This window comes from Pseudomonas orientalis (assembly GCF_002934065.1).
GTDB classification, from domain to species: Bacteria; Pseudomonadota; Gammaproteobacteria; order Pseudomonadales; family Pseudomonadaceae; genus Aquipseudomonas; species Aquipseudomonas orientalis_A.
Genome location: NZ_CP018049.1, coordinates 2712526 through 2736370 on the forward strand (window position 1 = coordinate 2712526; position 23845 = coordinate 2736370).

A 23845-nucleotide genomic window follows, 5' to 3' on the forward strand; every position below is an offset into this window, starting at 1 on the left:
GCGCATTGCAACGTTTTCTCAGGGAGGACCAATGGACATTACGCTTCTGGACCGTTATCGCGGCAGCTTGCTCGGGCTTGCCTGTGGCGATGCGGTCGGCACCACCGTCGAGTTCATGCCTCGGGGCACCTTTTCGCCCGTCACCGATATGGTCGGCGGCGGTCCGTTCAACCTTCAGCCCGGCCAGTGGACTGATGACACTTCCATGGCGCTGTGCCTGGCCGAGAGCCTGCTGCGCAAGGAGGGTTTTGACGCAGCCGATCAGATGGGACGTTATCTGAACTGGTGGAAGTGGGGCTACTTGAGCTCAACCGGCGAATGCTTCGATATCGGCATGACGGTTCGTGAGGCACTGGCGTCATTTGAAAATAATGGCGAGGCGTTTTCCGGCTCTACGGACCCCTATTCGGCCGGTAATGGTTCGATGATGCGACTCGCGCCTGTGGTGCTGTTTTACTTTCCAGACCTTGCAAACGTCCGCCGATTCAGCGCGCTCAGTTCGCGTACCACGCACGCCGCCCAAGAGGCTATCGAATGCTGCCTGGTGCTGGCCGAGGCCATGAGCAGGGCCTTGAGCGGTGTGTCGAAGAACGAAGTGCTGCGCTTGAAAGATAGCGCGTTCTCGGCGCCCAAGGTCATGGCCATCGCCCGTGGTGAGTATCGCGACAAGGCTCGGGCAGACATTAAAGGTTCAGGTTATGCGGTCGCCTCGCTGGAAGCCGCGTTCTGGTGTTTCGAGCACACCACCAGTTTTGCCGAAGCGGTACTCGCCGCGGCCAACCTGGGTGACGACGCCGACACGACCGCCGCTATCGTGGGGCAGTTGGCGGGTGCACATTATGGCGTCCATGATATTCCCATCGGTTGGCTGGGCAAGCTATGCCTGCACGACGATATCCAGGAGACCGCCGATGCATTATTCGCGGCCTCCTCGAATCAGTCCTGTTAGGGGCTTTATCAAAACCGTTCCAATCGATACGCCTGCAATCCAGGCACTTGCGCGCCGCCTGCCAGCGCGGCGATTTTTTCCGCCGTCACCGCCGCCTGGGTCAACCCCAAATGCTGATGACCGAACGCAAGCAACACCTTGCCATCGCACACCCGATCAATGATCGGCAATGAGTCGGGCAGCGACGGCCGGAACCCCATCCATGGCGTGGCTTCGTCAGCATTCAAGGGCTGGTGGAACAGCCCGTTGGCCAAGCGATGCAACTGCCACGCCCGCTGCATGTTCGCCGGGCGCTCCAGGCCGGCGAATTCCACGGTGCCGGCCAGGCGCAAGCCATTGGCCAGGGGCGTCATGATGAATTTGCGCTCCAGCGAGGTGACGGCGAAGGGCAGGCGCTGGTGTTCGTGGGGCAGCATCAGATGATAGCCACGCTCGGTGTCCAGCGGCACGCGTTTGCCGGTGAGGGCGGCAGTCAGCGCCGCCGAGTGTGCGCCGCAGGTGATCAGGACCTGGCGCGCTGTTACTGGGCCTTTATCGGTCATCAATGAAACGCCGTTACCTTCAACGCGGCCATCCACGACGCGCTGTTGCAGGAATGTCACTCCCAGGGTCTTGGCGGCGTTCACCAACTCGCCAACTGCGCGGTACGGGTCGAGAAAATGCCCCGTAGCGGGAAAAAACAGACCGCCCCGTATCGCCTCGCTCAACTGCGGCGCCGCCGCGTGCACCGCTTCAGCTGACCAGAACGCAACCGGCACGCCTTGCGCCATCATGCGTTGCTGCAAGGCATCCAGTGCTGCGCGGGACTCGGCGCGCTCAAACACCAGCAGCGAACCGTCTTCGCGCAGCAACTGCGGTTGCCCTATAGATCGCAACAACTGCTGCCACGCGGCCAGGCTGGCTTCATTCAACGCGCGAATGCCGGCGACGGTGCGCCGGTAGCGTGCCGGCCGCAGGTTCAGCAGGAGGCGGATAAACCAGGGCAGGGCGCGGTGCAGGTAGGTCCAGTCCAGGCGCAGCGGGCCCATGGGATCGAGCAGCATGGCCGGCAGGCGCTTGAGGATCGACAGGTCGGCGATGGGAAACACCTGCTCGGTGGCCAGGTGCCCGGCGTTGCCGTAGGAGGCGCCCATGCCGGGCGGCTGCGCATCGATCACCAGCACCCGCCGGCCTTGTCGCGCCAGTTGCAAGGCACAGGCAACGCCGATGATGCCGGCGCCGACCACGACAATGTCGGCTGAATGGGGGGTGGTCATCGCTTATGCCTCTCTGCGGCCGTCGAGCAAGCGGCGCAGCAGCAATGGGTTGCCCTGCTGCAAGGCGCTGGGCAGCAACGCGTCCGGGCAATTCTGGTAGCACACCGGGCGCAGGAAGCGCCGGATCGCCGCCATACCCACCGAGGTGCTGCGCGCATCCGAGGTGGCCGGGAACGGTCCGCCATGCACCATGGCGTCGCACACTTCCACGCCGGTCGGCCAGCCGTTGACCAGCAGGCGACCGGCCTTACGCTCCAGCACCGGCAACAAGGCCTGTGCCTGCGGCAGGTCAGCGTCATCCAACTGCAGGGTGGCGGTGAGTTGGCCTTCAAGGTGTTCGGACACTTGACGCACCTGTTCGGCATCGTTGCATTGCACTACCAGCGCGGCCGCGCCGAAGACTTCGGCTTGCAAGTGTGGGTTGCTCAGAAAGGCCTGGGCCTGGGTCACGAACAGATGGGCCTGGCCCTGGTTCGGTCCGGTTGGCAATAAGCCCTTTGCGACGACGCGCGCATGCTTGGCCAAGCTCCCGACGCCGTTTTCGTAGGCCTTGAAGATGCCGGGAGTGAGCATGGTCTGGGCCGGGCAACGCTGCAGCGCGTCACTGGCGCTGTCGATAAAGCGCTCCAGGGCATCGCCTTGCACCGCGATCACCAGGCCTGGGTTGGTGCAGAACTGGCCGGCACCCTGGATCAGTGAGGCGACAAAAGCCTCGGCCAGCGCTGCGCCCCGGGCTTGCAGCGCGGCTGGAAACAGGTACACCGGATTGATCGAACTCATTTCCGCATACACCGGGATCGGCTCGGGACGTGCCTGGGCCGCACGGCACAAGGCGATGCCGCCGCTGCGCGAACCGGTAAAGCCCACCGCCTTGATACGCGGGTCTGTCACCAGCGCGGTACCCACCTCATGCCCGGCGTCGTAGAGCAACGAAAACACCCCGTGTGGCAAGCCGCAGTGTTGCACCGCCTGGGTGATGGCGCGGCCCACCAGCTCACTGGTGCCGGGGTGGGCCGGGTGGGCCTTGACGATCACCGGGCAACCGGCAGCAAGTGCTGACGCGCTATCGCCGCCGGCCACCGAGAAGGCCAGGGGAAAGTTGCTGGCGCCAAACACCGCCACCGGACCCAGGGCAATGTGGCGCTGGCGCAGGTCTGCACGGGGCATGGGCTGGCGCTCGGGTTGCGCGGGGTCCACCCGCACGTCCAGCCATTCGCCCAGGCGCACGGTGCGGGCGAAGGCACGCAACTGCCCGCAGGTGCGGCCGCGTTCGCCCTGGATACGCGCACGGGGCAGGCCGGTTTCGGCGACAGCGCGTTCGATCACCGCGTCACCCAGGGCTTCTATGTTGTCGGCGATGGTCTCGAGAAACGTAGCGCGAGTGGCCAAGGACGTTTCGCGGTAAGTATCAAATGCGGACCATGCCAGTGCGCAGGCCAGCTCGACCTGTTGGCGATCACCGCCGGCATAGGCAGGTTCCAGCGGCGTGCCGGTAGCGGGATTGATGGCCCGGATCGCCTCGCGAGTACCGGAAACGGATTGCTGATCGATCAGCATCTTGCCCGTCAGAGTCATGGGATCATCCTGGAAACGGAGTTAGCGTGGCACGGGGGAGCAAGCTCTCTCGCGCCACAGGGATCAAGCGACGTTCTGCTCGGCCGACCAGTTGGCGTACCACTGGCGGAACAGTGCGTACTGCTGCTCGGCGTAGCGGCGTTGAGCGTCGCTGAGCACATCGGTTTCGTTGAAGTGCAGGGCATAGCCCTGGTCACCGTTTAGCACCATCAAGTGCTTGTAATACAGCACCAGGTCGCAGCCTTCGTCGAACGAGGACAGCACCGCCAGCGCGGCTTCCAGCTCGCGGGCCTGGCGCCGGGCCTTGGCATCGCCCCTGGCGGCTTGCTTGCTCAGCGCCACCAGTTGCAGCACTTCCCGTGGCAGCGCGTTGCCAATCCCGGTGATGGCGCCGGTGGCATTGCAATTGACGAAGCCGTGCACCACCTGGGTATCCACACCCACCATCAAGGTCACATCGTCGTCCTGGGCGGTAATGTTTTCCGCCGCATAACGCAGGTCGGCGGCGCCGCCGAACTCCTTGAAGCCGATCAGGTTCGGATGCTCGCGGCGCAGTTCGAAGAACAGCTCGGCGCGGGTGGCGAAACCGTAGTACGGGCTGTTGTAGATCACCGCCGGCAGGTCGGGCGCCGCCTTGAGGATCGCTGCGAAGTGGGCCTTTTGTGCGGTGGCCGAGGCGCCACGGGACAGCACACGCGGAATCACCATCAAGCCATGCGCGCCGACCTTGGCCGCATGCGCGGCATGGGCCACGGCCTCACGGCTGTTGACCGCGCCGGTGCCCACGATGGTCGGTACACCAGCGGCCACCAGGCGCGCCACGCCTTCCTGGCGCTCGGCTTCGGTGAGCAGCGGCCAGTCGCCCATGGAACCGCAATACACCACGGCGCTCATGCCGATATCGATCAGTTCGCGACCCTTGGCCACCAGGGCGTCGAAGTCCGGTTTGCGCGCGGGGGTGCACGGCGTCATCAGGGCGGGCATGCAGCCGGAGAAGATGTTGTCGCTCATGGTGCTGACTCCTTGGTATTGAATAGGGGGAAGGGCTCAGATGCCCCAGGCAAACGGGTCCTGCTCGTCGATCAGCAAGATGCTGTCGGCGGTCATGTGGGCGCGGCCGGTGATGAACGGGCGTACGCGCTCGCCGTCCCATTCGTAGCGGGCCTGGAATTGGCTGCCGGTGATGCTGGCCTGGACCCAGGGCTCACCGGGGCCGAGTTTGCCGTCGGCCGCCAGGCAGGCGAGCTTGGCGCTGGTGCCGGTGCCGCAGGGCGAGCGGTCATAGGCCTTGCCGGGGCACATCACGAAGTTGCGGCTGTCGGCCTTGGCGTCATCGGCGAACAGTTCGATGTGGTCGATCAGCGCCCCGTCTTCGCCGTGGATGCCTTGGGCTTCAAGCGCCTTGAGCATGGCCCAGGTGTAGTCGGTGAGGGCGTCGACATTGTTCATCTGCAGCGCCTGGCCGTGATCGGACACCAGGAAAAACCAGTTGCCGCCCCAGGCAATATCACCCGCCACCGCGCCATGGTCGGGCACCTGCACCGTGACGTGCCGGCGATAGCGATAGGCGGGGACGTTGCGCAGGGTCACCGCGCCGTCGGCGTGCAGCGTGGCCGCCACCGGGCCGACCGGTGTGTCGAGGGTATGCACGCCCGGTTCGATCAGCCCCAGGTAGTGCAGCGAAGCAACCAGGCCGATCGTGCCGTGGCCGCACATGCCGAGGTAGCCGGCGTTGTTGAAGAAGATCACGCCACAGGTCGCGCCCGGGGTGACCGGCGCGCAGTACAGCGCCCCCACCAGCACGTCGTTGCCGCGGGGTTCCAGCAGGCAGGCGCGGCGCCATTGATCGTGGTGGCTGCGCAGGTCGTCAAGCTGATCGCCGATGGTGGCGCCGGCCAGTGTGGGGAAGCCATTCATGATCAGGCGCGTGGGTTCGCCGCCGGTGTGGGAGTCGATAACGTGCAGGCGTTTCATGCAAGGCTCCATCAGTGGGTGGCCGGAGACAATGGGGAGTTGTAGTGATCGTCACGGACGACTTCACTTTCATCGTCTTCGCTTTCCAGGCGCACCAGATGGGCCGGTACGCCGGTGGCGGCGCCCCAGTAGTAGATGCCCAGGGCGCAGACCGCCACGACGACGGTGTCGAATGGATGGCTGATAAGGCCGATGCCGCCGAAACTGCCGAGCTTGGAGAGCAGGATGGTCAGCGCATAGAACCCGATCAGCCAGGCCGACGAGCGCACTTGTTGCTTGAGATTCACGTGCGCGGTGGGCACCCAGCGTGCGCACAGCAGGTACACCGCGAACATCAGGATCTGCAGGCCGAGCAACCAGGACACCGTGCTCCAGCCCGACCAGTACACAATCAGCGCGGCGATGATGAACGACAGTGGGCCAAGTACCGCCATGCCCTTGACCCGGAACGGGCGCGCCAACTGTGGGGCCGTGCGGCGCAGCGCGGCGACGGTGACCGGGGCCACCGCGTAACTCAGGATGAGTGCGGCCGAGACCACGTTGATCAGCGCTTCCCAGGACGGGAACGGCAGGGTCCAGAATACCGACAGGCCAAAGGTCAGCCACAAGGCCGGGCGTGGGATGCCGGACTTTTCATCGATATGGGTGAAGATCTTGAAAAAGGTGCCAGTCTGCGCCCAGCCATACACCACGCGCGGGGTGGCGTTCATATAAATATTGCCGCAGCCGCTCGGGGAGATCACCGCATCGGCCACTACCAGGTAGGCCAGCCAGCCCACGCCGAGTGCCAGGGCGATATCGCGATAGGGCAACGCCAATTCCTTGCTGATCCCCGTCCAGCCATCGGCGAGCATGTCCGTGGGCACGCCACCCAGGAAGGCGGTTTGCAGCAGCACGTAGATCGTGGTCGACAGCAGTACCGAAAGAATCAACGCAATCGGGATGGTACGTTGCGGGTTCTTCACTTCGCTGGCCACCGAAATGATCGGCGTCAGCCCCAGATAGGCAAAGATCACCCCGCCGGCTGACACCGCCATCTCGATCCCCGACAGCCCGAATGGCGCAAAACCATGCATCTGCAAGTTGGCCGGTTTGAAGAAGGTGAACAGCACACCGATCACCAGCAGCGGCACGATGAACTTGAACACGCTCACCAAGTTATTGGCGATGGCGAAGGTCTTCACGCTGCGGTAGTTGAGGACAAAGAACAGGCACAACAGCGCGAACTGCACCAGCCAGCCCAGGGGCGTGGGGTTGCTGGAGCCGGCCTTGGTCAATTCGGGAAACCACGCCGCAGCGTATTGGCGCGAGGCGACCACCTCGATCGCCACCAGGCTGGAAAACGCGATCAGTGTGATAAAGCCCATCAGGTAGCCCAGCAGCGGGCCATGGGAATACACCGGGTAACGCACCACGCCACCGGCGCGGGGCAGGGCGGCGCCGAGTTCACAGTAGACGATGCCCAACAGCAGCACCGCGAACCCGCCGATCAGCCAGGAGATTATCCCGGCGGGACCGGCGATTGCAGAGACATGACTGGCGGCGAACAACCAACCCGAACCGAAGATGGCGCCCAGCCCGATAAAGGTGAGGTCCATCAGTGACAGCTGTTTCTTGAACTTACCTTGGCCTGACATAGCGGCGCCTTCTTGTGAGTTATTGGATAGGCATGCAGTGGCGCTATCGTGAACCCCATGAGCGGGCGGCGATTGATGGTTTGCGTCGGGATAGATGACGAATTGAGCACAGTTTTCAGCGCTCGACAGTGTGTCGGGCCTGGGGCAATCTGCTCGGCGTCGAGGTCAGAAACGGGCGATGAAGTCATGGTGCAGCACGTGTTTGCAAGTCTCTTGCAGGGCAGTCGTCCCCACAGCATCGAGCAGTTGCTGACAGGCGCGGCGCAGCTCTTGCCGTTGCTGGACGTGATCCCCAACGCCGCGATTTTCATCAAGGACATCGAGGCCCGCTACGTGCTCGCCAACCGCACTTTGGTACAGCGCTGCGGCCTGCGGCACCTGCAACCACTGCTGGGCAAGACCAGCGCCGAAGTGTTCCCGGCGCAACTGGGACCGGGCTATACCGAGCAGGACCGGCGGGTGCTGCAACAGGGTCTGGTGCTGGAAGACCAGCTTGAGCTTCACCTTTACGGCAGCCGCGAACCGGGCTGGTGCCTCACGCACAAATGGCCGCTGTATAATGACGGCGGTGCGATCATCGGCCTGGCCGGCATCTCGCTAGACTTGCAATCGGCCAGCCAGACCCACCCCGCCTACCAGCGCCTGGCGGCAGTGGACGAGCATATCCGCGCCCACTTCAACCGCCGTGTCACCCTCGGGGAGCTGACGCGCATTGCCGGCATCTCCGTGGCGCAGTTGGAACGTTACTGCAAGCGCGTATTCCACCTCACGCCCCGACAAATGATTCAGAAGGTGCGGCTGGAACATGCCCATCGATTGCTGCATACCGAACTGCCGATTACCGATGTGGCATTGCAGTGCGGCTACACCGACCACAGCGCGTTCACCCGCCAGTTCAAGGCGTCGACAGGTTTCACGCCCAGGCAATACCGGCAGGCTACGCAACGGCACCTCGCTCAGGCTCGGTGCGCCCGAACACAGGCTTACAGGCCCAGCTCGGATAACCCCGGGTGATCATCCGGACGCCGCCCCAATGGCCAGTGGAACTTGCGCTCGCTTTCCTTGATCGGCAGATCGTTGATGCACGCAAACCGGCGGGCCATCAGGCCGTACCCATCGAACTCCCAATTCTCATTACCGTACGAGCGAAACCAGTTGCCGGAGTCATCGTGCCATTCATAGGCATAGCGCACGGCAATGCGATTGTCGGTGAACGCCCATAACTCCTTGATCAGTCGATAGTCCAGTTCCCTGGCCCATTTACGCGTGAGAAAACCCTTGGCTTGTTCGCGGTTGTGGACAAACTCGGCGCGATTGCGCCATTGGGTGTCCAGCGTATACGCCAGTGAAACCCGGTGCGGGTCGCGGGAATTCCAGCCGTCTTCGGCCAGGCGCACTTTTTCGATGGCCGATTCGCGGTTAAAGGGCGGCAGGGGCGGGCGTACTGCTGCGTCAGTGGACATAGAGCAACTCCTGAAAACAGTAGAGCGGATCGAAAGTTGCCAAGGGTGGGGTTCAAAGTGCCAATAATATTCGCGCCATATCCTGCGCATTATCGGCAGCGGTTGAATCACCCATCACCAGGGCGACGGTAATAGCGCCATCGATCAGGATCAGCAGTCGTGCGGCTTGCCGCTCCGGGTCGGGGGTGCCATGTGCGTGACACAGTTCGAGTACGTACTCGAACAGTCTTTGCTTGTGTGCCTTGGCCAGCAGGCGTACCGGGGCCTGCGCGTTGCCGGTCTCACCACTGGTATTGATAAAGGCGCAGCCGCGGAAATCCGCCGAGCCGAACCAGCTGTTCAACGCGCTGAACAGCGTCAGCAGACGCTCACCGCTGTCGTCGCTGCGCTCCACTTGCGTGCGCAGCCAGTGCATCCAGCGTTCATCGCGGCGCTGCAGGGCGGCAATCACCAGTTCATCCTTGTTGGCGAAATAACGGTAGATGCTTTTCCTCGAGACGCCGGCGGTTTTCACCAACAAGTCCATACCGGTGGCCGCGATGCCATGGCGATAAATCAGCTTCTCGGTAACGTCGAGAATAACATCGCGTGTTTCGTTAGAGGTCAGATGGTTCATGTCCTGGACAGTAGAACGATCGTTCTTCTTGGTCAAGGGGCTTTTTCGGTTCGCCCTGACGAGACCTGAGCATCCTCATGGTGTAAGCTTTGGGCCTCTTCGGATTCGACCCTTTGCGAGCCTTATGCCGTCGTTCTTCAAACGCTCCCTGTTGCCTAAACTGCGCGGTTTCCCACTGTCCACCGATGCCATCGAGGTGCTGTCCGGCGCCGATGCCTATCGGCGCTGCCTGCTGGAGAAAATCCCCCAGGCCACGCGGCGCATCTACATTGTTGCGTTGTACTTGCAGCAGGATGAAGCGGGACAGGAGATCTACGACGCACTGCACGCCGCCAAGGCCGCACGGCCGGAGTTGGACATCGTGGTGATGGTCGACTGGCTGCGCGCCCAGCGTGGGCTGATTGGCGCGGGCAAGCAGCCGGGCAACAGCGCCTGGTACCAGGCCATGACCCAGAGCCATGCCACTGAAGTGCCGGTGTACGGCGTGCCGGTGCAAACCCGCGAGTTGTTCGGCGTATTGCACCTCAAGGGCTTTGTGATCGACGACACGGTGTTGTACAGCGGCGCCAGCCTGAACAATGTGTACCTGCACAAGTTCGACAAGTACCGCTTCGACCGTTATCACCTGATCCATAGCCAGCCGCTGGCCGATTCCATGCAGCACCTGGTGGAGCATGGCCTGGTGGCGTCCAAGGCGGTGCATCGCCTCGACCTGCCCAACCCGCCCACCACCCGCAGCCTGCGCAACGACATCGGTGACCTGCGCAGCCGCCTCAAGCATGCGACGTATGACACCAGCGCCGGGCAGTTGCCCAACGGGCACTTGCAGGTCAGCCCGCTGCTCGGTGTGGGCAAGAACAACCCGCTCAGCCGGGTGATCCTGGAACTGATCGCCAGTGCCCAGCAGCAACTGACGATCTGCACGCCGTATTTCAACCTGCCGCTGCCGGTGACTCGAGAGATCAACCGGGCTCTGGCGCGCGGCGTGAAGATCGACATCATCGTCGGCGACAAGACCGCCAACGACTTCTACATTCCGCCCAGCGAACCTTTCAAGGTGATCGCAGCCTTGCCTTATCTGTATGAGATCAGCCTGCGTCGCTTTGCCAAGCGCCACCAGCCGATGATCGACAGCGGCCAGTTGAACCTGCACCTGTGGCGTGACGGTGACCACAGCTACCACCTCAAGGGCATGTGGGTCGACGAGCGTTACACCTTGCTGACCGGCAACAACCTCAACCCCAGGGCTTTTCGGCTCGACCTGGAAAACGCCTTGCTGATCGACGATCCCAAGGGCGAATGGTTGGCGCCGCGAGCGCAGGAGCTGGCGCATATTTTCCAGCACGCCACGCGCATTGCCGGTTACCAGCAATTGCAGACGCTGGTGGATTATCCGGCGGCGGTGGGCAAGTTCCTGCGGCGGGTGAGCAGGGTGCGTATCGAGCGGTTGCTGTACCGGATTCTGTAAACTCACCCGGCCCATAAAAAACACCCAGGCTCCCGACGGGGCCTGGGTGTTTTTTTTGCGCGGGCGGCCTGGCTCAGGCCCGATTAGTTCAGGCCCAACTTGCCGCGCAGCATCGACAGGTCTTCGGCCAGGGTGTTGACCGGACCCACCAGGGCCTTGCGGTCGTTATCCTTGACCTTGTCGTAGGTCTGAAACCCGCCGTCCGGGGTCTTGTACTTGGCGAGGATCTTGTCCACGGTGGCAAAGTTCTTGTCAACCTTGGCCAGGAATGCCTTGTCTTGCTTTTCGATCTGGCCACGGAACAGGTCAACGATTTTCTTCGCGCCGTCGATATTGCCCTGGAAGTCATACAGGTCGGTGTGGCTGTAGCGGTCTTCTTCGCCGGAGATCTTGGTGGCGGCCACTTCTTCAAGCAGCGCTGCGGCACCGCCGACGACTTTTTCCGGTGGGAAGGTCAGGCCGTCCACGCGGGTCTTGAGGTCCAGCACGTCGCTGTTGAGCTTGTCGGTGAGGGCGTCGAGGCCCTGGGTGGTGTTCTCGGAAAACAGGCTGTATTCGATGCGGTGAAAGCCGGTGAAGTCTTCGGCCTTTACGCCTTTTTCGTGGTCGTCGACCCGTGAGTCGATGGAGGCGTCGAGGTCGCTGAACAGCTCGGCAATCGGTTCGATGGACTCATAGTGCACCCGCGTCGGCGCGTAGAGTTTTTTCGCGGTGGCCAGGTCGCCTTTTTTCACGGCGGCGGTGAAGGCCTGGGTCTGGGTGACCAGTTCACCGATCTCTTCGGTGACGTAGATCTTGTAGTCGGACACCGGCCCTACCAGGTCAAGTGGTGCCGTGGCGGCGAACGCGGCCAGTGGCGAAAGGGTGATCAGCAACGACAACGCGAGGGTCGACTTTTTCATGGGACGGTATCCGCTCTGAGTTTGTTTTAGGTTTTGGCAGTAGTTTGAAGGGGCGTTGCCGCGAGCAGCGAGCGCCCGATGAAGTCCTCAGCGCCCGTGACGCCCGGCAGGGTGAAGAAATAACCGCCGCCGACCGGCTTGAGGTATTCCTCCAGGGGCTCGCCATTGAGCCGGGTCTGCACGCTGATAAAGCCTTTCTCCAGGTCAGCCTGGTAGCAGATGAACAGCAGCCCCATGTCCAGTTGACCGTTTTTATTCACGCCGTTGGAGTAGTTGAACGGCCGGCGCAGGATCAGGTTGGCCTGGGTCTGGGGCGTGCGCGGGTTGGCCAGGCGGATGTGGGCATCGAGCTTGGTCAACTTGCCTTCCGGGTCCTTGCTGTAATCGGGCACTTGGGACTCTTTGTCGCCTCCCATCGGCGCGCCGGTGGTTTTGACGCGGCCAATGATGCTTTCCTGTTCCTGCAGCGGGGTACGGTCCCAGCGTTCGACGAAGTTGCGGATGATGCGCACCGCCTGGTAGCTGCCATGGGCGGCCCAGGCCGGTTCGTCGCTGCCGGGCTGGACCCAGACGATGCGGTCCATGGCCTTGGCGTCGTTGGAGTCGGGGTTGGCCGAGCCGTCACGAAAACCCAGGAAATTGCGCGCACTTTGCGCAGGCTCGCCGGGTTTGGCCGGCGCCTGGGGCGGTACGCTGCCTTCCTGTTTCCAGCGCACCAGCAACAGGTCCGGCAGGTTCTTCACGATGTCGCGCAGGGCGTGGATATTGGTGTCCGGTGTATTGGAGCTGAACTGCAGGCTGAGGTCGCCGTGACACTGTGCCGGTTCCAGAGCATCGTTGGGAAAGCCGACCATGCGAATCAGGCGCTTGGGTTTGGCTGCAGCGAGGCCGAAGCGCTCATCGAACAATGACTCGCCGACGGACACCGTGATGGTCAGGTTATCCGGGGTGACCACCGGGCCGAGGATGCCGGAGTCGGTGGGCGGCAGTTTCGGGTCGACCTGCGGCACGGTGCCGCCGCTCATCAGGAACGCGATGCGCTCGTTCAAGGTACGAAACAGACGTTCCAGGTCTTCGCGGTCGCCGGCCAGCACATCGAATGCCACCACCATGCCGCAGGCCGGGCGCGGGGTGACGATACCGCTCTGGTGCCGGCCGAAGAACGCGTGGTGGTCCTGGGTCTTGTCGCTGCGCGGCGCGGTGGTGACTTGTTCGGCGGCCGCAGCCATGGCCGGGCAGGTCAGGGTGCTGCCGGCAATGGCCGCGCCGGTGGCCGCCATGCCGAGCAGGACACGGCGACGCTGAAGGTTGAATTGCTGTGGATCACTCATGTGTGCGTTCGTCTCACTGCAGGCCGGAAAGGCCGAGGGCGGGGTCGATTCCATCGAGTGCGGCGGCCAGTGCCTTGGCCTTGTCGGCGATCTGCTTGCGCTGATCCGCCGTGACGCTGTCGTACGTGCTGTAGCGGCTGCCGACCTTGAAGCCGGCCAGTTCGGCATCCATTTGCGCCAGTGCGCTGTCGATGGTCGGCAGCAGGTCGGCCGCCGACTGGGTCAACAGTGGGCGCATCAGGTCGACCACTTTGTGCGCCACCTGCAGGTTGGCGGCGAAACCGTTGAGGTCGATATGGCTGTAGCGTTCTTCTTCACCGCTGGCGGCACGGACATCGGCGAGGCTATTGAGGTTGCGCACCACAATGTTCACCAGTTGCTCCGGCGGCAGCGATTGCGCGAGCAGCTGTTGCTTGAGCGTGGTGACGTCGTCGACCAAACGCTGCGCAACGGGCGCCAGGCCATCGAGGCTGCGCTGCTGGAACAGGCTGTATTCCAGGCGGTGGAAGCCGCTGAAGGCCGGGTCCTGCTCGCGTTTTTCGAAGTAGTCGGCGCGGGCGTTGATCGCGTTGTCCAGCTCGGCCAAACGTTGCGAGGCTGGTGCCAGGCGTTGGTAGGCTTCGCGGGCGGGTACATACAAGGCCTGGGCCTGGGCGAGGTCGCCGGCATCGATTGCCTGCTGCAACGCCGTCACAGCCTTGACCAGTGCACTGCCTTGGCCGCTCAGGTACACGCGGAACTCCGACAGCGGCCCTATAAACGCCACCATCGACGGCTTGGCCTTGGCCTGGGCGTCGGATTCAGCCGTGGGCGTCACATGCAAGGTGCCGCGCGGGTTACTCAGCAGGCCGCACGTGATGGCGTAGTCGCCGGGCAGCAGGTTGGCGTTGATCACCTGGCTCAAGCCTGGGGCAATATTCTCCCGCTCTTCGACGACCAGCACGCCGTCGAGAATTTCCCATTCCACTGCGCGATCGGAGCGGTTGATGATGCGAAAGCTCGCGCGCCCGGCCGGCACCGTCAGAGCGTTGGGCTCGCAGGCGTGGCCGTGGATGGTCACCGCGATTTCATTGTGGTTGGCCTGGCGCTTGCCGGCAGCCAACTGCGAGGCGTAATAGAACAGGCCGGCGGCGGCGATCATCACCACCACTGAGCCGGCCAGGGCCCAGCGCAGCGCGCGGGACGGCGGGGCCGGTTGAGGAGTTGGGCTGGACAAGGGACGGTCCTTACTGGCTGGAGACGGAAGAAGTGGGCGTGACAGGCTTGGCGGACGGCGCGGGCAGGAAGAACATCACCAGCGCCACCACCAGGTAGATCAGATAAGCGCCGAGCGTGCTGACGGTCGGTGCTTCCTGATAGCCGAACATACCGGCGAGCACTGAGCCGAGCGGGCTGTCCATCGGCAGCGAGGCGCTGAAATCGAACAGCACGGTTTGCAGGTGATTCCACACGCCCGCTTCATGAAGGGCCTGCACCGAGTTGGCGAGAATGCCGGCCGCCACCACGAGAATGAACAGCCCGGTCCAGCGGAAAAACGCGCCGAGGTTCAGGCGCATGCTGCCGGAATAGATCAAAAAGCCCACGACAATCGCGAGGATCAGGCCGAGCAGGGCGCCCATCGGCGCGCCGGGGCCTTCGCTCTGCTGGAACACGGCGAGCAGAAAGAACACCGTCTCCAGGCCTTCGCGCGCCACCGCGAAAAACACCATGGCGATCAGCGCAAACACTTGATGCCGGGAGCCGGCCAAGGCATGGTCAAGGGACTCATGCAGCGAGTGCTTGATGGAGCGCGCCACCTTGCGCATCCAGAACACCATGGAACTGAGGATGCCCACCGCGACCAGTCCGACGATGCCTTCGAACAATTCCTGCTGTTTCTGCGGGAATTCGGCGCTGACCAGTTCCAGCCCACCGCCCACCAGCAAGGACAGGGCAGCGGCGAGAAATACACCGATCCACACGGCGGGCATCCACTGGCCGCGCCCGGTCTGTTGCAGGTAACTGGCGATGATGCCAACGATCAACGCCGCCTCAATGCCTTCGCGCAGCATGATTAAAAAAGGAACGAGCATCGGGCACCACGGCGTAACTAGATAGGAAGCTAAGTTGTAACATAATGATACTCATTGCTAAACAAGAAATATTGACCTTTGCTGAACCTCGGCTGAACGGTGGTGGCGAAGCGCAACCGCCCTTATGATGCAGGCCACCTGGTTTGCAGTCGGATAACTCAACATCCCATGTCGGAAAAAGACACCATCTCCATCCACCTTGTGCGCGAAGCCTTGCTGCAAAGCTGTGCGCCTGGTGCGGCCACTGTCGAGGCATTGAGCAAAGTCGGGATTGATCCTGCGTTGCTTGAGCAGCCCAATGCCCGTGTCCCGGCCACGGCCTATGCGCGCCTGTGGCGTTTGCTGGCGCGGCGCAGGGATGACGAGTTTTTTGGCATGGACCCGCGCAAGCTCAAAAGCGGCAGCCTGGCGTTTCTGTGCCGCGCCGCCATGGCACAACCGAGCCTGATGGCCGGCCTGGAAACCGGTTTGGGTTTTCTGTCGCTGATGCTCGAGCGCATGCCTGCCCAGTTGGTGCGTCAACAGAGCCTGGCGGAGATCGTCCTGCTCGAACCCGATGAGTCCAAGCGCGCGTTCACCTATTTCACCTATTGGATGATCGTGCACGGCGTTGCCTGCTGGCTGGCCGGACGGCGCATTCCGATCCTGGCCATCGAACTGCGCTGCGCCCGCCCGGATTTTTGTGATGATTACCAGGTGATGTTTTCCGACAACCTGCGTTTTGATCGCCCACGCACCCGTATGATCTTTTCGGCCGAGTGCCTGGACTTGTCGATCAAGCGTACGCCGCAGGAACTGCAACGCTTTCTCGGCCAGGCGCCAGCCAATATCCTGGTCAAATACCGCGACCCGCAAAGCTTGGCCAGCCGCATCAAGCATGACCTGCGCCATATGCCCCCGCACACCTGGCCGGAGACGGACGGCCTTGCCGCCACCCTGTGCATCTCCGCGTCCACCCTGCGCCGCCGCTTGGCAGAAGAAGGGCAGACCTATCAGGGCCTCAAGGACAGCGTGCGCAAGGAGTTGGCGATTGTGTGGCTGGCTGAGCCGCAGATCAGCTTCGCCCAGATTGCCGAGCGACTGGGGTTTGCCGATGCCAGTTCTTTCTATAAGGCGTTCCGTAAATGGTCGGGGTCGAATCCGGGGCATTATCGGAGTTTGATTCTGAATGAGATAACGCCTGGAATGTAGCGCCGGTGCGGGACTAGGAAGCAACTTACAGTTTCTTTCACTTGGGTATGACAGAGCCTTCCTTATTGTTTTTAGGAAGCGGCTGGCATATCCGGAATAAAAAATCGTGCACAGTTTTAACCGTGATCCTACTCGGTAGATGGATGAAGTCGGACGATTCAGGCCGTACGGGTCGCGTTATTAACTGTGAGGGTTTTGCTGGATACCCATTAAAGCGTGGTGTGATGACCTTCATATGTTACGTCTCCAATCAATAACTTGATGGTGAACTTATGAATCGTTTCGTTGCGTTACCCTTTGCCGCGTTGATGCTGGCCTCGGTTCAGGCGTCGGCACTGTGCTTGAATATCTCGGAGAGTTTTAGCGGAACAGTAGAGCCGGAAACTGAAGTTACCGTACATGGGCCGTTCGCAATAACGGGCAATAATGGATGTTCTAATGCGAATATTGAGGCAATGATTTCAGCGGCGGGTGCGGGGAGAGCTCCCCAGATATCCATCGAGCGTGAAGTCGGCTCCTCTTGGACGAAGGTTGCGGCCAATCCTTTGTCTCCTAGTGTGTCTTGGCTGGGGCCTCTGGGTACATATCGAGTCAGGGCGCACAATCCTGATACCGGCTCGAAGGTCTTTTCAGGAACTGTCAGATACGGACGCTAGGCGGCAGTGATAGCAGTGTGTCAGAGCGCTGGCACGCTGCTACCTTCCTGATGCTTCATCATCAGGCCCGCTCCTCCACCGACAAATCATGTTTTGACGAGTTTGCGAAATACGCCAGGGCATTAATGGCACGATTGGCGTCAAACATGCCCTGTATATATTCCGGAATGCCCTGTGAGCGCCCTACGTCCGGGTTGCTTTTTACAAATGCAAGGTAGTCCTCCAGCTTTTCGTCAAACAGCGCAATTGCATTGAATTTCACATGCGTGTTCGTTTGTCGGCCGGTGGCGTCAGAGGCGCCATCTCCGGATATGAAAATCAGGAAAGCCTGCTCATCGATTACTTTACTATCGAACAACCGCCGCCCCACCTGCTTAAGCTCATCGGTGCTGATAGACGTCATATCATACTTCTTCAAAAACGCTTTCAAATCCGCCAGTTCGTCTTGCTGCCACATTCGCAGTTCGTCAACGGCGTTTGACTCCTCCGTAATGGTGAACGCATTCGTGACCTTTTCCGGGTTCTTGATGACGACCGCATCCGTCTGTTTGGAAAGTACATTAGGTATTGTCACTCTCATGTCCATGTTCGTCTCCTTATAGGATGAAGGGTACGTCCGGTTATCGACCTCTTTTGAATGATATTTAAGTCATTTGGAACTTTGGGAAGTGTCTGACGGATAAGGATTACCAACAGGCGAAAACTGTTTGACTCACTGATAACCGGGCAAAAAAAAGCCCCGCGACCGAATGGATCGCAGGGCTAAAAATTGGCTGGATGCGACCAACCAAAGGAGCTCTTTACATCACTTGTTGCCGGCGACCACCGTGTCCGGCTGCCAGCCGCCACCCAACGCCTTGTAGATCGCCACTATGCCGCGATACAGGTCCACTTCGGCCTGGGCCTGGGCGTCTTCGGCGGCCAGGCGTTCGCGTTGGGCGTCGAGCAGGACCAGGAAGTCCACGGTGCCTTCGCGGTAGCGGATCGCCGCGAGGTCGGCGGCGGCGCGGCTGGATTCGCTTTGGCGGATCAGCGAGACCAGGCGTTGCTGGCGCTTGCCGTAGTCGCTGAAGGCGTTTTCGGATTCTTCCAGGGCCAGCAGCACTTGCTGCTCATAGGTTGCCAGGGCGCCGTCGGCTTCGGCATTCGCACCGCGCAAGCGGGCGCGCACGCTGCCCAGGTCGAATGCGGCCCAGGTGATGCTCGGGCCCAGGGACCAGGCATTCGCGGCGGCCGAACCGATCTGCGAGCCGCGCCCGGCGGTGAAGCCGAGGAAGCCGCTGAGGCTGACCCGTGGAAACAGGTCGGCCTTGGCTACGCCGATCCGCGCGGTGGCGGCGGCCAGTTTGCGTTCGGCGCTGAGGATGTCCGGGCGTCGTTGCAGCAGTTGCCCCGGATCGCCGATCGGTAATGCCTTGGCAATCGCCGGCAGGTCTTTGGGGCTCAGGTCCACGCTCAGTTTGTCCGGGCGCTGGCCGAGGAGGGTGGCGATGCGGTTACGCTCGCGCACTTGCTCGGCCTGCAGTTGCGGCACGCTGGCTTCCACCGCCGCCAGGCGCGCATCGGCGCGTTCCACGTCAAGCTGATCACCCACACCGGCATCGCGCAGGCTCACGGTGATGGAGCGCGAGTCCTGCTGGTTCTTCAGGTTGTCCAGGGCGATGCGTTCTCGCAGTTGCGCACCGCGCAGTTGGCCGTAGGCGTCCACCAGTTCGGCAATCATGGTGACTTGCAGTTGGTACAGGTCGGCTTCGGCCACTTGCTGGTCGGCGTCGCTGGCTTCCAGGTTGCGGCGGATGCGCCCGAACAGGTCGACTTCCCAGGCCATGTCCAGGCCCAGGTCATAGCGCTCGCTGTTGACACGTTTGGTGGTCTGGCCCGGAATCTGGCCTTTGCCCACTTCACTGCTGGCGCGGGAGGTGACCACCGGCATGATGTCGTTGGCCGCGTCATCGCGAATCGCACGTGCCGCCCGCAGGCGGGCAAACGCTACGCGTAAATCACGGTTGCCGCTCAACGACTGGGTCACCAGCTGGTTAAGCGTCGGGTCTTCGAACTGCTGCCACCAGATGCCTTCGTATTTGCCATGGTCGTAGCTTTTGCTGTCGGCGGCGGCCGTGATATTGGCCGCCTCCAGCTGTTGGGTCTTGTAGTCCGGGCCTACGGCACAGGCGGCGAGCGCCAGTACCAGCAAGCTCGGCAGGAATATTTTCACACTCATTGCTGTGTCTCCAGCTTCAAGGCCTTGGCCGCTTTGCGCGCTTCCTGGCGCTCCACATAACGCCGGATCAGTACGTAGAACACGGGCGTCAGCAACAGACCGAAGAAGGTCACCCCGATCATCCCGGAGAACACCGCCACACCCATGGCATGGCGCATCTCGGCACCGGCACCGCTGGACAGCACCAGCGGCACCACACCCATGATGAAGGCGAAGGAAGTCATCAGGATCGGCCGCAGACGCAGGCGGCAGGCTTCCAGTACCGCCGCCAGCGGGTCGAGGCCTTCCTGCTGTTTATCCTTGGCAAACTCGACGATCAGGATCGCGTTCTTGCAGGCCAGGCCCACCAGTACGATCAGGCCGATCTGGGTGAAGATGTTGTTGTCGCTGCCCGACAGAATCACCCCGGTGATGGCCGACAGCAGCGTCATCGGTACGATCAGGATCACCGCCAGCGGCAGGCTCCAGCTTTCGTATTGGGCGGCCAGTACCAGGAACGCCAGCAGTACGCAGAGCGGGAACACGAACAGCGCGGTATTGCCCGAGAGGATTTGCTGATAGGTCAGGTCGGTCCACTCATAGGTCATGCCGTTGGGCAGTTCATCTTTCAACAGCTTTTCAATGGCTATCTGGGCCTGGCCGGAGCTGTAGCCCGGTGCGGCGTTGCCGTTGATTTCAGCGGTGATAAAGCCGTTGTAGTGCATCACGCGGTCGGGGCCCGAGGTGTCGCTGACCTTGATAAAGGTCGCCAGCGGGATCATCTCGCCCTTGTTGTTGCGCACTTTCAACTGGCCGATCTGGTCGGCGTCCTGGCGGAACTGCTGCTCGGCCTGCACGTTGACCTGATAGGTGCGTCCGAAGCGGTTGAAGTCGTTGGCATACAACGAGCCCAGGTAGACCTGCAGCGTGTCGAAGATGTCGCTGATCGCCACGCCATGGGTCTTGGCCTTTTCACGGTCGATGGCCGCGTCGACTTGCGGCACGTTCACCGTGTAGCTGGTGAACAGGCCGAACAGCTCGGGCACGTTGTGGCTCTTGGCGATGACGTTCTGCACTTCTTTGTACAGCTCGTCATAGCCGAGGTTGCCACGGTCTTCGATCTGCAGGCGGAACCCGCCGATGGTGCCCAGGCCTTGTACCGGCGGCGGCGGGAAGATCGCCATGTAGGCTTCTTCGATATTGGCGTATTGACCGTTCAGTGCACCGGCAATCGCACCGGCGGACATGCTCGCGTCCTTACGCTCGTCGAAGGGTTTCAAGGTCACGAACACGATGCCGCTGTTTGGGCTGTTGGTGAAACCGTTGATCGACAGGCCTGGGAAGGCAATCGCGGCTTCCACACCAGGTTGTTTCAGGGCGATCTCCGACATGCGCTTCATCACGCTTTCGGTGCGATCAAGGCTCGCGGCGTCGGGCAGTTGGGCGAAGGCCACCAGGTACTGCTTGTCCTGGGCCGGTACGAAACCGGTCGGGGTGTGGGCAAAGCCGAAGAACGTCAGCACCATCAGGCCGGCATACACGAACAGGGCAATGCCGCTGCCGCGAATCACCCGGCGGACGGTCCCCACGTAGCCATGGCTGGCCTTTTCGAAGAAGCGGTTGAACGGACGGAACAACCAGCCACCGAAGATCTTGTCGAGGAACCTGGAGAAACGATCCTTCGGCGCATCGTGGGCACGCAGCAGCACAGCGGCCAGGGCAGGGGACAGCGTCAGGGAGTTGAACGCCGAGATCACCGTCGAGATCGCAATGGTCAAGGCGAACTGTTTGTAGAACTGTCCGGTCAAGCCGCTGATAAAGGCGGCCGGGATGAACACCGCGCACAGCACCAGCGCCGTGGCGATGATCGGGCCGGTCACTTCGCTCATGGCCTTTTCAGTGGCCGGGAACGGCTCCAGGCCCAGCTCGATATTACGCTCGACGTTCTCCACCACCACGATGGCATCGTCCACCACGATCCCGATGGCCAGTACCAGGCCGAACAGGGACAGCGCGTTGAGCGAGAAGCCGAACAGGTGCATCACCGCAAACGTACCGATCAGGGAGACCGGCACCGCCACCAGCGGAATGATCGAGGCGCGCCAGGTCTGCAGGAACAGGATCACCACCAGCACGACCAGGATCAGCGCTTCGAACAGGGTGTGCACCACCGCTTCGATGGAGCCGCGCACGAAGATCGTCGGGTCATAGGCGATGCGGTAATCCATCCCCGCCGGAAAGCTCTTTTTCAGCTCGGCCATTTTGGCGCGCACATCGTTGGAGATGTCGATGGCATTGGAACCGGGGCGCTGGAAAATAGGAATCGCCACGGCCGGTTGGTTATCGATCAGCGAACGCAGTGCGTATTGGCTGGAACCCAGCTCGACGCGGGCGATGTCCTTGAGCCGCGTGATTTCACCGTTGGCGCCGGCGCGAATCACAATGTTCTCGAACTCTTCCTCGGTGACCAGGCGGCCTTGGGTATTGACCGACAACTGGAAGCTGGTGTCACTCGGCGCAGGCTGCGCGCCCAGGGCACCGGCGGCTACCTGACGGTTCTGCTCGCGGATCGCTGTGACCACATCGGTCGCGGTCAGGTTGCGCGAAGCGGTCTTGTTCGGGTCGAGCCACACGCGCAGGGAATAGTCGCCCATGCCGAACAACTGCACGTCGCCGACGCCGCCCAGGCGGGCCAGCTCATCCTTGATATTGAGGATCGCGTAGTTGGACAGGTACAGCATGTCGTAACGCTGATCCGGTGAGGTCAAGTGCACCACCATGGTCAGGTCGGGAGAGGCCTTGTCCACGGTGATACCGATGCGGGTCACTTCCTCGGGCAGTTTTGGCTGGGTGCGCGTCACCCGGTTCTGCACTTGCACCTGCGCGTTGTCCAGGTCGGTGCCCAGGGCGAAGGTGATGGTCAGGGTCAGCTTGCCGTCGGCAGTGGATTGCGAGGACATGTACAGCATGTTCTCGACGCCGGTGATGGCCTGCTCCAGCGGCGCGGCCACGGTTTCGCCGATGACTTTGGGGTTGGCGCCGGGGAAGTTGGCGCGTACCACCACGGTCGGCGGCACCACTTCCGGGTATTCACTGATCGGCAGTTGGAACAGCGAGATTGCGCCAGCGATCAGGATCAACAGCGACAGCACCGCTGCGAAGATCGGCCGCGAAATGAAGAACTTGGAAAAATTCATCTTGAGTCGTATCCCTTAACCGCGTGGAGTCGCGACGCTTGCGAGCTTGGGCGCGGGTTTTTCCGGCGCCACTTGCTCCAGGTTGCTGGCTTCAAGCGCTTGTCGTTGTTGGGCCAAGGCGGCGAGGGTTTCCTGGCTGGCCATCGGAATGGTTTCCGGCGCCACCGGCGAGCCCGGGCGCACGCGCTGCAGGCCCTTGACGATGATGGTGTCGTCCTTGTTCAAGCCGCTGCGCACGATGCGCAAGCCTTCGATCTTCGGACCCAGCTCCACGGCGCGATAGGCCGGCTTGTCACCTTCCATCACCAGCACGAACTTCTTGCCCAGGTCGGTGCCCACGGCTTCGTCGTTGATCAGCACGGCGGAGTAGGTGCCGCTGCCCACCAGCTTCAGGCGCGCATACAGGCCAGGGGTGTATTCGCCCTTGCTGTTGTCGAACACCGCACGCCCACGAATGGTGCCGGTGGCCGGGTTGACCTGGTTGTCGACGAAGTTCATCTGGCCCAGGTGCGGGTTGCCGGTTTCATTTGACAGGCCCAGGTACACCGGCGTGGTCGCGCCACGACGGCCTTGGCGGGCCAGCTCGGTGTACTTGAGGAACACACGCTCATCGGCATCGAAGTAGGCGTAGACCTTGTCGGTGGAGACCACGCTGGTCAGCGCGGTGGTATCGGCGGTGACCAGGTTACCGGCGGTGATCTCGGCACGGCTGACGCGACCGCTGATGGGCGATGTCACGCGGGTAAAGCTCAGGTTCAACTTGGCCAGGTCCAACTGCGCCTGGATCCCGGCCATGGCGGCGCGGGCTTCCTGGGCGGCGGTGGCGCGCGAGTCGGCCAGTTCCGCCGAGATCGCATTGCTCTGGCGCAGGCGTTCGCCGCGCTGTGCTTCGTTTTCGCTGCGGGTGGCGGCGGCCTTGGTCTGAGCAAGCTGGGCTTCAAGGCGGCGCACTTCGGCCTGGAACGGGCGCGGGTCGATCTGGAACAGCAGGTCGCCTTTCTTGACCAAAGCGCCTTCGGTGAAAGCGACTTGGTCAATCTGGCCAGAAACCCGCGGACGAATCTGTACGGTTTCCGGAGCTTCCAGGCGCCCGGTGAATTCATCCCACTCGTTGACCGGTTGTTCCAGCACCTTGGCCACGCTGACTTTGGCAGCAGGCATGGCGGCCGCTTGTTCCGGGGTTTTACCGCACGCGCTCATCACCACCACGGCCAATATCGCCAGGGGGAAGCGCAAATGTTTGAGTGACTGTTCCATGAGGTGCATCCGCCAATGTATTTGAGATGGGCGGATCATGCGCGGGGAGACGGTATGTCACGAATCGAATGAAGCAAAGGTAACTATCATTCGGAATGATA

At 62.0% G+C, this 23845-nt stretch carries 20 protein-coding genes; 5 read left to right on the forward strand and 15 right to left on the reverse strand.

Going from position 1 to position 23845, the window contains the following annotated elements:
• The first annotated feature begins 31 nt into the window (after positions 1 to 31).
• The gene (locus BOP93_RS12135) at positions 32 to 949 is read left to right on the forward strand and encodes an ADP-ribosylglycohydrolase family protein (RefSeq protein WP_104502807.1); all 918 of its coding nucleotides are present in this window, start codon (positions 32 to 34) and stop codon (positions 947 to 949) included.
• 8 nt (positions 950 to 957) lie between these two features.
• On the opposite strand, the gene BOP93_RS12140 is transcribed toward BOP93_RS12135, so the two are convergent.
• From BOP93_RS12140 to BOP93_RS12160, 5 genes are all read right to left on the reverse strand, one after another.
• Complete coding sequence (locus BOP93_RS12140; protein WP_104502808.1) at positions 958 to 2205, reverse strand: NAD(P)/FAD-dependent oxidoreductase; 1248 nt, start codon at positions 2203 to 2205, stop codon at positions 958 to 960.
• A 3-nt stretch (positions 2206 to 2208) separates the two neighbouring features.
• On the reverse strand, positions 2209 to 3780 hold the full coding sequence (locus tag BOP93_RS12145) for an aldehyde dehydrogenase (NADP(+)) (RefSeq protein WP_104502809.1): 1572 nt from the start codon (positions 3778 to 3780) through the stop codon (positions 2209 to 2211).
• A 63-nt stretch (positions 3781 to 3843) separates the two neighbouring features.
• Positions 3844 to 4791: a dihydrodipicolinate synthase family protein gene (locus tag BOP93_RS12150; RefSeq protein WP_104502810.1), complete on the reverse strand. Its 948-nt coding sequence runs from the start codon at positions 4789 to 4791 to the stop codon at positions 3844 to 3846.
• A gap of 36 nt (positions 4792 to 4827) precedes the next feature.
• Positions 4828 to 5754: a 4-hydroxyproline epimerase gene (locus BOP93_RS12155; RefSeq protein ID WP_104502811.1), complete on the reverse strand. Its 927-nt coding sequence runs from the start codon at positions 5752 to 5754 to the stop codon at positions 4828 to 4830.
• Between the two features lie 11 nt (positions 5755 to 5765).
• On the reverse strand, positions 5766 to 7391 hold the full coding sequence (locus tag BOP93_RS12160) for an APC family permease (protein ID WP_104502812.1): 1626 nt from the start codon (positions 7389 to 7391) through the stop codon (positions 5766 to 5768).
• A 186-nt stretch (positions 7392 to 7577) separates the two neighbouring features.
• Between BOP93_RS12160 and BOP93_RS12165 the strand changes: the two genes are divergently transcribed.
• Entirely contained in the window at positions 7578 to 8405 is an 828-nt protein-coding gene (locus BOP93_RS12165; RefSeq protein WP_104502813.1) for an AraC family transcriptional regulator, read from the forward strand.
• Here BOP93_RS12165 and BOP93_RS12170 read toward each other — a convergent pair.
• Together BOP93_RS12170 and BOP93_RS12175 are read right to left on the reverse strand one after the other, a co-directional pair.
• Positions 8375 to 8854 carry a DUF1348 family protein gene (locus tag BOP93_RS12170; protein WP_104502814.1) on the reverse strand — a complete coding sequence of 160 codons (480 nt, stop codon included), beginning with the start codon at positions 8852 to 8854 and terminating at the stop codon, positions 8375 to 8377. The two genes, BOP93_RS12165 and BOP93_RS12170, sit on opposite strands and share 31 nt — an antisense overlap.
• Positions 8855 to 8906: 52 nt before the next feature.
• Entirely contained in the window at positions 8907 to 9470 is a 564-nt protein-coding gene (locus BOP93_RS12175; protein ID WP_104502815.1) for a TetR/AcrR family transcriptional regulator, read from the reverse strand.
• A gap of 124 nt (positions 9471 to 9594) precedes the next feature.
• Here BOP93_RS12175 and pssA point away from each other — a divergent pair, with 124 nt between their 5' ends.
• The gene (gene pssA / locus BOP93_RS12180) at positions 9595 to 10938 is read left to right on the forward strand and encodes a CDP-diacylglycerol--serine O-phosphatidyltransferase (protein WP_104502816.1); all 1344 of its coding nucleotides are present in this window, start codon (positions 9595 to 9597) and stop codon (positions 10936 to 10938) included.
• Between the two features lie 83 nt (positions 10939 to 11021).
• Here the strand turns inward: pssA and efeO (BOP93_RS12185) are convergent, their stop codons facing one another.
• The 4 genes from efeO (BOP93_RS12185) to efeU are packed head-to-tail and all read right to left on the reverse strand — an operon-like array spanning position 11022 to position 15243.
• Positions 11022 to 11840, reverse strand: a complete 819-nt coding sequence (gene efeO / locus BOP93_RS12185) for an iron uptake system protein EfeO (RefSeq protein ID WP_065884616.1) — start codon at positions 11838 to 11840, stop codon at positions 11022 to 11024.
• A 26-nt stretch (positions 11841 to 11866) separates the two neighbouring features.
• Complete coding sequence (gene efeB / locus BOP93_RS12190) at positions 11867 to 13171, reverse strand: iron uptake transporter deferrochelatase/peroxidase subunit (protein ID WP_104502817.1); 1305 nt, start codon at positions 13169 to 13171, stop codon at positions 11867 to 11869.
• Between the two features lie 13 nt (positions 13172 to 13184).
• Positions 13185 to 14387 carry an iron uptake system protein EfeO gene (efeO, locus tag BOP93_RS12195; protein WP_104502818.1) on the reverse strand — a complete coding sequence of 401 codons (1203 nt, stop codon included), beginning with the start codon at positions 14385 to 14387 and terminating at the stop codon, positions 13185 to 13187.
• Between the two features lie 10 nt (positions 14388 to 14397).
• Positions 14398 to 15243 carry an iron uptake transporter permease EfeU gene (gene efeU, locus BOP93_RS12200; RefSeq protein WP_104502819.1) on the reverse strand — a complete coding sequence of 282 codons (846 nt, stop codon included), beginning with the start codon at positions 15241 to 15243 and terminating at the stop codon, positions 14398 to 14400.
• Between the two features lie 168 nt (positions 15244 to 15411).
• Between efeU and BOP93_RS12205 the strand changes: the two genes are divergently transcribed.
• Both BOP93_RS12205 and BOP93_RS27420 read left to right on the forward strand, forming a co-directional pair.
• A complete protein-coding gene (locus tag BOP93_RS12205; protein ID WP_104502820.1) occupies positions 15412 to 16434 on the forward strand; it encodes an AraC family transcriptional regulator in 1023 nt (340 codons plus the stop codon).
• A 272-nt stretch (positions 16435 to 16706) separates the two neighbouring features.
• A complete protein-coding gene (locus tag BOP93_RS27420; RefSeq protein ID WP_157943496.1) occupies positions 16707 to 17090 on the forward strand; it encodes a hypothetical protein in 384 nt (127 codons plus the stop codon).
• Positions 17091 to 17151: 61 nt separating this feature from the next.
• Here BOP93_RS27420 and BOP93_RS12210 read toward each other — a convergent pair whose 3' ends face one another.
• The 4 genes from BOP93_RS12210 to mexE all read right to left on the reverse strand — a co-directional run bounded on the left by BOP93_RS12210 (position 17152) and on the right by mexE (position 23744).
• Positions 17152 to 17676 carry a hypothetical protein gene (locus BOP93_RS12210; protein ID WP_104502821.1) on the reverse strand — a complete coding sequence of 175 codons (525 nt, stop codon included), beginning with the start codon at positions 17674 to 17676 and terminating at the stop codon, positions 17152 to 17154.
• Between the two features lie 219 nt (positions 17677 to 17895).
• The gene (locus BOP93_RS12215) at positions 17896 to 19311 is read right to left on the reverse strand and encodes an efflux transporter outer membrane subunit (protein ID WP_104502822.1); all 1416 of its coding nucleotides are present in this window, start codon (positions 19309 to 19311) and stop codon (positions 17896 to 17898) included.
• The gene (locus BOP93_RS12220) at positions 19308 to 22487 is read right to left on the reverse strand and encodes an efflux RND transporter permease subunit (RefSeq protein ID WP_104502823.1); all 3180 of its coding nucleotides are present in this window, start codon (positions 22485 to 22487) and stop codon (positions 19308 to 19310) included. Before BOP93_RS12220 ends, BOP93_RS12215 begins: the two co-directional genes overlap by 4 nt.
• Before the next feature lie 15 nt (positions 22488 to 22502).
• Positions 22503 to 23744: a multidrug efflux RND transporter periplasmic adaptor subunit MexE gene (mexE, locus tag BOP93_RS12225; RefSeq protein WP_104505275.1), complete on the reverse strand. Its 1242-nt coding sequence runs from the start codon at positions 23742 to 23744 to the stop codon at positions 22503 to 22505.
• Positions 23745 to 23845: the final 101 nt, after the last annotated feature.

Excerpts from the sequence above, each read along its gene's own strand:
- BOP93_RS12135 (WP_104502807.1), top strand. The coding sequence starts at position 32 with ATGGACATTACGCTTCTGGACCGTTATCGCGGCAGCTTGCTCGGGCTT.
- BOP93_RS12140 (WP_104502808.1), bottom strand. The coding sequence starts at position 2,205 with ATGACCACCCCCCATTCAGCCGACATTGTCGTGGTCGGCGCCGGCATC.
- BOP93_RS12145 (WP_104502809.1), bottom strand. The coding sequence starts at position 3,780 with ATGACTCTGACGGGCAAGATGCTGATCGATCAGCAATCCGTTTCCGGT.
- BOP93_RS12150 (WP_104502810.1), bottom strand. The coding sequence starts at position 4,791 with ATGAGCGACAACATCTTCTCCGGCTGCATGCCCGCCCTGATGACGCCG.
- BOP93_RS12155 (WP_104502811.1), bottom strand. The coding sequence starts at position 5,754 with ATGAAACGCCTGCACGTTATCGACTCCCACACCGGCGGCGAACCCACG.
- BOP93_RS12160 (WP_104502812.1), bottom strand. The coding sequence starts at position 7,391 with ATGTCAGGCCAAGGTAAGTTCAAGAAACAGCTGTCACTGATGGACCTC.
- BOP93_RS12165 (WP_104502813.1), top strand. The coding sequence starts at position 7,578 with ATGGTGCAGCACGTGTTTGCAAGTCTCTTGCAGGGCAGTCGTCCCCAC.
- BOP93_RS12170 (WP_104502814.1), bottom strand. The coding sequence starts at position 8,854 with ATGTCCACTGACGCAGCAGTACGCCCGCCCCTGCCGCCCTTTAACCGC.
- BOP93_RS12175 (WP_104502815.1), bottom strand. The coding sequence starts at position 9,470 with ATGAACCATCTGACCTCTAACGAAACACGCGATGTTATTCTCGACGTT.
- pssA (WP_104502816.1), top strand. The coding sequence starts at position 9,595 with ATGCCGTCGTTCTTCAAACGCTCCCTGTTGCCTAAACTGCGCGGTTTC.
- efeO (WP_065884616.1), bottom strand. The coding sequence starts at position 11,840 with ATGAAAAAGTCGACCCTCGCGTTGTCGTTGCTGATCACCCTTTCGCCA.
- efeB (WP_104502817.1), bottom strand. The coding sequence starts at position 13,171 with ATGAGTGATCCACAGCAATTCAACCTTCAGCGTCGCCGTGTCCTGCTC.
- efeU (WP_104502819.1), bottom strand. The coding sequence starts at position 15,243 with ATGCTCGTTCCTTTTTTAATCATGCTGCGCGAAGGCATTGAGGCGGCG.
- BOP93_RS12205 (WP_104502820.1), top strand. The coding sequence starts at position 15,412 with ATGTCGGAAAAAGACACCATCTCCATCCACCTTGTGCGCGAAGCCTTG.
- BOP93_RS27420 (WP_157943496.1), top strand. The coding sequence starts at position 16,707 with ATGAATCGTTTCGTTGCGTTACCCTTTGCCGCGTTGATGCTGGCCTCG.
- BOP93_RS12210 (WP_104502821.1), bottom strand. The coding sequence starts at position 17,676 with ATGGACATGAGAGTGACAATACCTAATGTACTTTCCAAACAGACGGAT.
- BOP93_RS12215 (WP_104502822.1), bottom strand. The coding sequence starts at position 19,311 with ATGAGTGTGAAAATATTCCTGCCGAGCTTGCTGGTACTGGCGCTCGCC.
- BOP93_RS12220 (WP_104502823.1), bottom strand. The coding sequence starts at position 22,487 with ATGAATTTTTCCAAGTTCTTCATTTCGCGGCCGATCTTCGCAGCGGTG.
- mexE (WP_104505275.1), bottom strand. The coding sequence starts at position 23,744 with ATGGAACAGTCACTCAAACATTTGCGCTTCCCCCTGGCGATATTGGCC.